Source organism: Georgenia thermotolerans (assembly GCF_009193185.1).
Lineage (GTDB): Bacteria > Actinomycetota > Actinomycetes > Actinomycetales > Actinomycetaceae > Georgenia > Georgenia thermotolerans.
On the sequence record NZ_VUKF01000081.1, the window covers coordinates 1 to 7,442 of the forward strand.

Below are 7,442 nucleotides of genomic sequence, written 5' to 3' on the forward strand. Positions count from 1 at the left end.
GGCGGGGCCGTACGGCGCGGCGGGGCCGGGCGCGGCGAGGGCCGAGCTCACGAGGCCGCCACCGGGGCGGGGCGCCGGGCCGTCGCGACCTGCTCGGCCAGGCGGCGCATCGCGGCGTCCTCCTCGGCGCCGGCGGCGGCGTGGCCGTAGCGCACGTCGTCGAAGAGCCGGCCGGCGCCGTCCAGCTCGCCGCCCAGCGCGGGCAGCGCCGCGGTGGCCAGAGCGGTGGCCTCGTGCGCGGTCAGGCCGGGCCGGTCGTCGAGCAGGCCCCGCTCGTCGAGGCTGCGGATGACGGCGCGGAAGCGCTCGAGGACGGCGGTGGTGAAGTCGCCGCGCCGGGCGGCGGCGTCGGCCGCGCGGGCGAGGTCCGCGCTCGAGCGGTCGTCGTCGAAGAGGGCCGGTCCGGCGGCGGCCTCGGCCACGCGCCGGCGCCGGATCCGCCCGCCCAGCAGCAGGCCGAGGGCGAGCAGGGCGGCCAGCACGAGGGTGAGCACGACGGGCACGACGAGCGGCGGGGCCTGCCCGCCGATCCGGCTCAGGGCGTCAAACAGCTCGCGCAGCCAGCCCAGCAGGCGCTCGACGAGGGAGGGGGAGGTGTCGTACACGGCCTTGGACAGCTCGTGCTCGGCCCAGCGCCGCGCCTCGGCGGCGTCGGGGGCGACGGACACGAGCCGGGTGCTCAGCGCGACCAGCACGTCAGGCGGCCTCCGCCGCCCGGGCCAGCTCGACGTCCAGGGCCTCCTTGCGCATCCGCACGTCGATGTAGACGAGGGCGAGGACGGCGGAGAGGAACGGGGTGGTCAGGGCGGAGATGAGGACCGAGACCACGCTGGAGACGACGAGCATCGTCCCCGAGAGCGCCCCGGAGGGCCCCACCAGGGCGCCGATGACGCTCAGCGGCACGAGCAGGACCGAGTTGAGGACCCCCACGATGATGTAGGCCAGGGCGAGGATGCCGAAGATGCGCCAGAACTGCTGCCGGGTCAGCGCCCAGGAGCGCTTGAGGGAGTCGCCCACGCCGCTGCGCTCGAGCATGAGGACCGGGGCGGCCAGGCCCAGGCGGACGGCGAGGAAGACGCCGAAGATCACGGCACCGAAGACGAGGAGCAGGGTGAGCAGGACGGCGACGGCCGTCCCGCCGCCGCTGCCGCCGGCCGCGACCACGCCGCCGATGAGCAGGACGGCGACGACGGTGACGACGACGGCCACCGCGAGGCCGATGAGCCCGAGCAGCACGGTCAGGCCGATGAGGCGCCAGACCTGGCCCTTGGCCTGGGCCCACAGGTCGTGGATGGAGATGACCCGGCCGAGCACCGACTGGCTCACCGAGATGATGAGCAGCCCGGTGAGCACGACCGAGGCCAGCGAGATCGCGATCGAGGCCGCCAGGTAGCCGATGCTGCTGCCCACCCCGAGGGCCGCCAGCTCCTCGGGGGTGGCCGTCGAGGACATGAACGGCATCGCCTGGTTGACGAAGACCCCGACGAAGATCGCCTGGATCACCGACAGCACGGCCATGACGACGAGCGAGAGCCCGAACATCACCTTGGGGTTGGCGCGGATCGAGCGGAAGGCGCCGTCGAGGATCTCCCCGACGTTGAGCGGGCGCAGCGGGACGATGCCGGGCTGGGCGGCGCCGCCGAAACCGGCCGGCGGCGCCTGCGGGAACCCGGCGCCGTACTGGCCGTACTGCCCGTACTGGGGCCCGGGAGCCTGCTGGCCGTACGTGCCGTGCTGGCCGTACTGCGGCTGTGCGCCCGGGGCGGAGGCGCCGTACTGCGGGCCGGGGGCCGGCTGGCCGTAGGAGCCGTACTGGCCGTACTGCTGCGGCTGGGGCACGGGCTGGGTCGCCTGCTCGCCGTAGGCGCCGTACTGCCCGTACCGCGGCGGGTCCGGCTGCTGGCCGGCGCCGTAGGGCGGCGGGGCCGGCTGCTGCCCGGCGCCGCCGGAGGACGGCTGGGGCACGGGCTGGGTCGCCTGCTCGTCGTACGCGCCGTACTGCCCGTACTGCGGGGGCCCGCCCGGCTGCTCGCGCCAGGGCCGGGCCGGGCCTCCCGGCCCCTGCCCGTGCCAGGGCGACGGCGCCGGCTCGCTCGGCGGGGTCGCGCCGTCGGCGGACGGATCGTGCGGCGAGGCGCCTTCGCCGGCCGGATCGTGGGGCGAGGCGCCTTCGGGGCCCCTGGGCTCGCCGGGGCTCGGCTCGTTCGTCGACATGGCGGCGCCTCCTTCACGGGGGGACGGTGTCCCCGCTGGATCGTCGGTGTTATCGTCCCACGACCGGGCCACCCCGATGGCACGGCCCCGCCGCGCCACCTGCGCCGATGTTCCGGCAGCGGATGGCCCCTGCTGCGGTCCGGACGGGGCTGTGACGCATGTCCGGCCGCACAAGGGGACACTAGCGGCCGAAAATCTGGGACCATGTGCGCATGAGTGCACGGCTCCTGGTGGTGGACGACGACACCGCACTGGCAGAGATGATCGGCATCGTGCTCGAGGCCGAGGGCTTCCAGCCGATCTACTGCGCGGACGGCGCCCAGGCCCCGGAGATCTTCCGCGCCGAGAACCCCGACCTGATCCTCCTCGACCTCATGCTGCCCGGCATGGACGGCATCGAGGTCTGCCGCACGATCCGCGCGGAGTCGGACATCCCCATCGTCATGCTCACGGCGAAGTCGGACACCCTCGACGTCGTCGCCGGCCTCGAGGCGGGGGCGGACGACTACATCGCCAAGCCGTTCAAGCCCAAGGAGCTCGTCGCCCGCGTGCGCGCCCGGCTGCGCCGCCAGGAGGTGCCCGAGCCCGAGCGGCTGCGCATCGGCGACCTCGAGATCGACGTCGCCGGCCACGAGGTCCGCCGTGGCCAGCAGGTCATCTCGCTCACGCCCCTGGAGTTCGACCTCATCGTCGCGCTCGCCCGCAAGCCCTGGCAGGTCTTCAGCCGCGAGGTGCTGCTCGAGCAAGTCTGGGGCTACCGCCACGCCGCCGACACCCGCCTCGTCAACGTCCACGTGCAGCGCCTGCGCGCCAAGGTCGAGAAGGACCCCGAGCACCCCGAGGTCGTCGTGACCGTCCGCGGGGTCGGCTACCGGGCGGGGACCCCGCAGGCGTGATCCCGTCCGCCCTGGGGCCCGGGGGCCTCGGCGCCCGGCCCGGGCCCGCCGAGCCCGGCGGGCCGACCCCCAGCGAGCCCGGACGTCCCGCCGGGACCGCCGCCGGGTCGCGCCCCGCCGGGTCCGACGACGCCACGCCGCGCCCGGGCGCCGGCGAGGAGCCGCCGGCCGCCCCCGCCCGACCCCTCGACCCCGAGGAGCGCGAGGCCGAGCTCGTCCCGGGCCTCGCCGGCCCCGCGTACGACCTCGGCTCGATCGCCCACCCGGACGGTCCGGCGACCACCTACCGGCCGCGCACCCGCCGCAGCCTGCGCATCCGCCTGCGGCGCAAGGTCAGGCGGCTCGTCCGCCGCTGGCGCACCTCCCTGAGCGTGCGCGTGGTGAGCGTGACCGTCGTCGGCGGCTTCTTCGCCCTCGCCCTGCTCGGCGGGGTGCTGTCCGGGCAGATCCGCGACCGGCTCTACGACCAGCGCGTGGACCAGATGCTCGAGGACGCGGCCCTGCGCGCCCGCGACGCCCAGCAGACCTTCGACTCGGCGACCGCCACGACCGCCCCGCAGGTGCAGTCGATCGCCGCCGACTGGATCTACTCGGCCCAGTCGGCCGCCACCGCCGGCGCCGTCGGCGCCGTCCTCATGCGCTCGCCCGAGGCCGCCGCCTCGGTGACCTTCGCCGAGCCGGCCACCAACGGCGCGGTGCGCGAGCTGGTCAGGCCCGAGCTGCGCCGGGCCGTGCAGGCCGGCGGCGGCCAGCACTGGCAGCCGGTCGGCGTGCCCATGGCCGACGGCGAGGCCCCGGGCATCGTCGTCGGCGCGCCGGTGACCCTGCCCGCCGCCGGCGCCTACGAGCTCTACATCGTCTACACCCTCGAGCCCGAGGAGCAGACCATCGGGCTGGTCATCCGCATCCTCGCCGTCGGCGCCGTCGGGCTCGTGGTGCTCCTCGCCGCCCTGGCCTGGCTCATCACCCGCTGGGTGCTGCGCCCGGTGCGCGACGCCGCCTACACCGCCGAGCGCATCGCCGACGGCCTGCTCGACGAGCGGATGGACGTGCGCGGGCACGACGAGCTCGCGCTGCTGGGCGAGTCCTTCAACGAGATGGCCGCCTCCCTGCAGCGCCAGATCGAGCAGATGGAGGAGCTCTCCCGGCTCCAGCAGCGCTTCGTCTCCGACGTCTCCCACGAGCTGCGCACCCCGCTGACCACCATCCGCATGGCCAGCGAGGTCATCCACGACAACAAGGACGACTTCGACCCGGTCATCCGCCGCTCGGCCGAGCTGCTCCAGGCCCAGCTGGACCGCTTCGAGGCCATGCTCGCCGACCTGCTCGAGATCTCCCGCTTCGACGCCGGCGCGGCGGTCCTCGACATCGAGGAGCGCGACCTGCGCGACGTCGTCACCCGGGTGGTGGAGATGTCCGCGATCCTCGCCGAGCGCAAGGGCACGGCCCTGCGGGTCGACGCCCCGGACGGGCCGTGCACCGCCGACGTCGACGCCCGCCGCATCGAGCGGGTGCTGCGCAACCTCGTCAACAACGCCATCGAGCACGGCGAGGGGCGGCCCATCGACATCACCGTCCGGTGCACCGCGAGCGCCGTCGGCGTGCGCGTCCTCGACCACGGCGTGGGCATGGACGAGGAGGCCGCCGGCCACGTCTTCGACCGCTTCTGGCGCGCCGACCCCGCGCGCGCCCGCACCACCGGCGGCACCGGGCTGGGCCTGTCGATCTCCATGGAGGACACCCGCCTGCACGGGGGCACGCTCGAGGCCACCGGCCGGCCGGGGGTGGGCTCGGCCTTCCTGCTCACCCTGCCGCGCCGGGCGGGGGCGACCGTCGGACGCCCGCCGGTGGCGCTGTGGCCCGAGCAGGCCGACGTGCCGGAGCCCGCCGGCGACCTCACGGCCGACGCCCAGCCGGTCGCCGTCGCCGGCGTCGCCGCGGCCGGCGTCGCCGCCCCGTCCGGGGTGTCCGTGGCCGCCGCGCTGCGGGACGACGCCGACGAGGAGACGGACCGGTGAGCCGCCGGCTGCGCGCGGCGCTGGCCGCCCTCGGCGCCTCGGCGCTGCTGGCCGGCTGCGTCAGCCTGCCGCGCTCGGGGCCGGTCACCGCCTCCCAGCCGGACCTGCCCGCCACCCAGGGCATCGGCCTGTTCGCCACCGGGCCGCAGCCGGGCGCGGAGCCGGAGGCGATCGTCAGCGGCTTCCTCACCGCCTCCGCGGCCGGCTACTCCGACGACTTCCTCGTCGCGCGCCAGTACCTCGCCGGCCCCGCCGCCCAGACCTGGCAGCCGCTGGAGCAGGTGCGCGTCTTCGCCGACAGCCAGACGCCCCGCTACGAGCGCACCCCCGACGGCGCCGTCCGCCTCAGCGTGGCCGGCCAGGCGTCGGTGGACTCCGCCGGGCGCTACACCGAGTCCGCCAGCCAGAGCGTCATCGAGACCAGCTTCACCCTCGCCCGCAACGCCGCGGGGGAGTGGCGCATCATCGACCTCGACGACGGCGTGCTGCTCTCGGCGGCGTCGTTCTCCTCGGTCTACGTCGAGAGCACGCTGCACTTCCTCGCCCCCGACCACGCCGCGTTCGTGCCCGAGGTGCGCTGGTTCCCCCAGCAGAACCTCGCCACCTCGCTGGTCCGCGGGCTGCTCCAGGGCCCCTCGCCGTGGCTCGAGCCCGGCGTGGTGACCATGGTGCCCACCGGCACGCGCATGACCGTCGAGTCCGTCTCCGTCGCCGACGGCGTCGCCCAGGTGGACCTGTCGGCGGACTCCCTCGGCGCCGAGCCGGACCAGCGCGCGCTGTTCGTCGCCCAGCTCGAGCGCACCCTGCGCGACGTCCCCGGCGTCCAGCAGATCCAGGTCACCGCCGCCGGCGCCCCGTACGAGGTGACCGAGGCGGTTCCCGAGCTGCCCGCCTACCCCTACACCAGCACCAACCTCACCGTGGTCGCCGACGGCACGCTCGCAGGCGTCGTCGACGGCGAGGTCGTGCCCATGGCCGCGGCCGACCAGCTCGCCGGGATCACCCCCCGCTTCCCGGCCGTCGGCTACGACGGCGGACCCACCGTCTTCCTCGACGGCCCCGACCGCCTCCTCGCCGCCCCCGCGAAGGACGCCCCGCCCGTCGAGCTCGCTCAGGGCAAGGACCTCGTGGGGCCGACGGTGGACCGGCGCGGCTGGGTGTGGACCACCCCCGCCGCCAACGCCGGCCGGCTCATCGCCGTGCGCGCGGACGGCACCCGCACCGACGTCGGCGCCGCCTGGCTCGCCGGCGGCACGGTCAAGGCGCTGCGGATCTCCCGCGACGGCGCCCGCGCGGTGGTGGTGTGGCAGTCGGGCGGCTCGACCGTCATCGACGCCGCCCCCGTGGTGCGCAACGTCGACGGCAGCCCTCGCTCGCTCGCCGAGCCGGTCCGCATCGGCGAGCGCGTCGACGACGCCAGCCAGGTGGTGTGGGTGGACGAGCGCACGGTGGCCGTCCTGGGCACCTCCGGCGGTGACGCCGCCCCGGCCGTGCACCTCGTGCCCATCGGGGGCCCGACGAAGCGGCTGCCCGTGGTCGAGGGCGCGGCCACCATCACGGCCGGCCGCGGCGACCGCTCGATCATGCTCGGCACGGAGTCCGGGCGCGTGTACGAGCGCAACGGCGCCGCGTGGCGCCCGGTCTACACCGACGCGTACTACCCGACGCTGCCCGGCTGACCGGGCCTCGCCGTCCCCAGGCCGGCCCGTCCGCGCCGCACGCGGCCGCCGCGGCGCGCCAGGCTGACGTCGTGACCCCCGACGGCGTGCGGCGGGTGGCCGGTGCCCTGGCCGAGGCCGCCGGCCTGGTCGTGCCCGTCGAGTGCGCCGGGTGCGGGCGGTGGGACGTCGCGCTGTGCCCCGGCTGCCGCGCCCTGCTGCGGGCGCCGCCGGTGCGCTGCGAGGACGACGCGCCGATGCTCGCCGGGGAGTGGACCGGCCGCCCGCTGCTGACCTGGTCCCTCGGCCCCTATCGCGGCCCGCTGCGGGCCATCGTCCTGGCCTGGAAGAACCACCGTCGCCAGGACATCGCCCCGGCCGTGCTGGCCGGCGCGGCCGCGGCCTCCCGCACCTGGGCGCGCGACCCCGACCTGCGGCGCGGGCTCGCCGGCGCGAGCCCGGTCCTCGTCGTCCCCGCGCCGTCGGGCTGGCGCCGGCGCCTGGCACGCCGGCTCGTCGTCGCCGACCTGGCCGACGCCGTCGGGCGCGGCCTGGCCCGCGGGCTGCGCGAGGCGGGGGAGCCGGGCCCGGCCCGGGTGCTCGTCGTCGACCTCCTGCGCCGCCGCCGCGGCGGTGCGCACCAGGTCGGGCTGGGC

The 7,442-nt window shown here is 76.5% G+C and carries 5 protein-coding genes and 1 pseudogene; 4 read left to right on the top strand and 2 right to left on the bottom strand.

Translation table 11 applies throughout. The features are described 5' to 3' along the window. Window positions 1-47 precede the first annotated feature (47 nt). The gene (locus tag GD970_RS20990) at window positions 48-695 is read right to left on the bottom strand and encodes a DUF4129 domain-containing protein (protein WP_152204831.1); all 648 of its coding nucleotides are present in this window, start codon (window positions 693-695) and stop codon (window positions 48-50) included. Window position 696: 1 nt separating this feature from the next. Next, window positions 697-2,214, bottom strand: coding sequence for a glycerophosphoryl diester phosphodiesterase membrane domain-containing protein (locus tag GD970_RS20995; RefSeq protein WP_152204832.1), 1,518 nt, complete (start codon window positions 2,212-2,214; stop codon window positions 697-699). Between the two features lie 212 nt (window positions 2,215-2,426). Here GD970_RS20995 and mtrA point away from each other — a divergent pair, with 212 nt between their 5' ends. From mtrA to GD970_RS21015, 4 genes and pseudogenes are all read left to right on the top strand, one after another. Next, window positions 2,427-3,110, top strand: a complete 684-nt coding sequence (gene mtrA, locus GD970_RS21000) for an MtrAB system response regulator MtrA (RefSeq protein ID WP_152204833.1) — start codon at window positions 2,427-2,429, stop codon at window positions 3,108-3,110. Continuing rightward, the gene (gene mtrB / locus GD970_RS21005; RefSeq protein WP_152204834.1) at window positions 3,107-5,128 is read left to right on the top strand and encodes an MtrAB system histidine kinase MtrB; all 2,022 of its coding nucleotides are present in this window, start codon (window positions 3,107-3,109) and stop codon (window positions 5,126-5,128) included. Before mtrA ends, mtrB begins: the two co-directional genes overlap by 4 nt. Continuing rightward, window positions 5,125-6,807 (top strand): LpqB family beta-propeller domain-containing protein, encoded by a 1,683-nt coding sequence (locus GD970_RS21010; RefSeq protein ID WP_155524142.1) that lies wholly within the window; start codon window positions 5,125-5,127, stop codon window positions 6,805-6,807. Before mtrB ends, GD970_RS21010 begins: the two co-directional genes overlap by 4 nt. Window positions 6,808-6,878: 71 nt before the next feature. After that, window positions 6,879-7,442, top strand: a pseudogene (locus tag GD970_RS21015) (ComF family protein); the annotation flags it as partial.

What these genes read in the sequence shown, in the direction of transcription:
- GD970_RS20995 (WP_152204832.1), bottom strand. Translation starts at nt 2,214, where the DNA reads ATGTCGACGAACGAGCCGAGCCCCGGCGAGCCCAGGGGCCCCGAAGGC.
- mtrA (WP_152204833.1), top strand. Translation starts at nt 2,427, where the DNA reads ATGAGTGCACGGCTCCTGGTGGTGGACGACGACACCGCACTGGCAGAG.